At 66.6% G+C, this 1,004-nt stretch carries 1 protein-coding gene; it reads left to right on the top strand.

Annotated elements, in window-relative coordinates; all coding sequences use genetic code 11:
• Window positions 1-85: 85 nt before the first annotated feature.
• Window positions 86-1,004 (top strand): IS701 family transposase (locus ACZ4MF_RS49120; protein WP_467500979.1); only part of this gene is annotated, 919 nt, incomplete at its 3' end.

Genomic DNA, 1,004 nt, shown 5'->3' with positions numbered 1-1,004 from the left:
CTAGTACTGCAACCGCATCTGGGGTGACGATCAACGTCGCCTGTCGTTGATGTGACTGTGTGCTGATGTGCTGACGGTCGAGCAAATTGAGTCGTGGTCCGAGGGGATAGCCGGGCTGCATGCCCGGTTCGCCCACCGTTTTGGCAGGTCCGAGCCGCGCGAGCGGGCACTGGACTACCTTCAGGGGCTGGTCGCACCTTTGGAGAAGAAGAACGGCTGGACGCTGGCCGAGCAGGTCGGCCAGCTCCGCCCGGACGGTGTCCAGCGCCTGCTCAACCTCTCCGACTGGGACGAGAACGCGGTCCGCGACGACGTCCGTGACTTCGTCGCGGAGACCATCGGCAGCCCAGACGGCGTCCTGATCTGCGACGACACCGGCTTCCTGAAGAAAGGCACCAAATCCGCCGGCGTCCAGCGCCAATACTCGGGTACTGCCGGCCGCACGGAAAACTGCCAGATCGGCACCTTCCTGGCCTACGCCTCGGCCCGGGGACGTGCCCTGATCGACCGCGAGCTCTACCTCCCGGCCTCCTGGACCGATGACCGGGACCGCTGTCGGGCCGCCGGCATCGGCGACGAGATCTGTTTCGCAACCAAGAACGAGCACTTCAGACAGATGCTGCAACGCGCCGTCGACGCCGGTGTGCCGTTCGCATGGGTGACCGCGGACGAGGCATACGGACAGGTCAAGCACACACGTGTCTGGCTGGAACAGCGCGGCATCGCCCATGTGATGGCCACCAAGGTCAACGACACGGTCATCACGACCCGTTGGTCCGAGAAACGGGTCGACGAGCTGATCGCCGCGCTGCCCCGGCAACGCTGGAAGCGGCTGTCGGGCGGGCCGGGCGCGCACGGCGAACGCGTCTACGACTGGGCACGCGTCGCGATCCGCCCCTGCTGGGAAGACGGCTTCGGGCACTGGGTGCTGGCCCGCCGCAGTGTCAGCGACCCCACCGAGATCGCGTACTACGTCTGCTACGGACCGGCCTCCTCGCGGCTGA

This window comes from Streptomyces sp. NPDC025793 (genome assembly GCF_055558375.1).
Note: the sequence above shows the minus strand (reverse complement) of the source record. Positions and strands in the feature narration are given on the sequence as shown.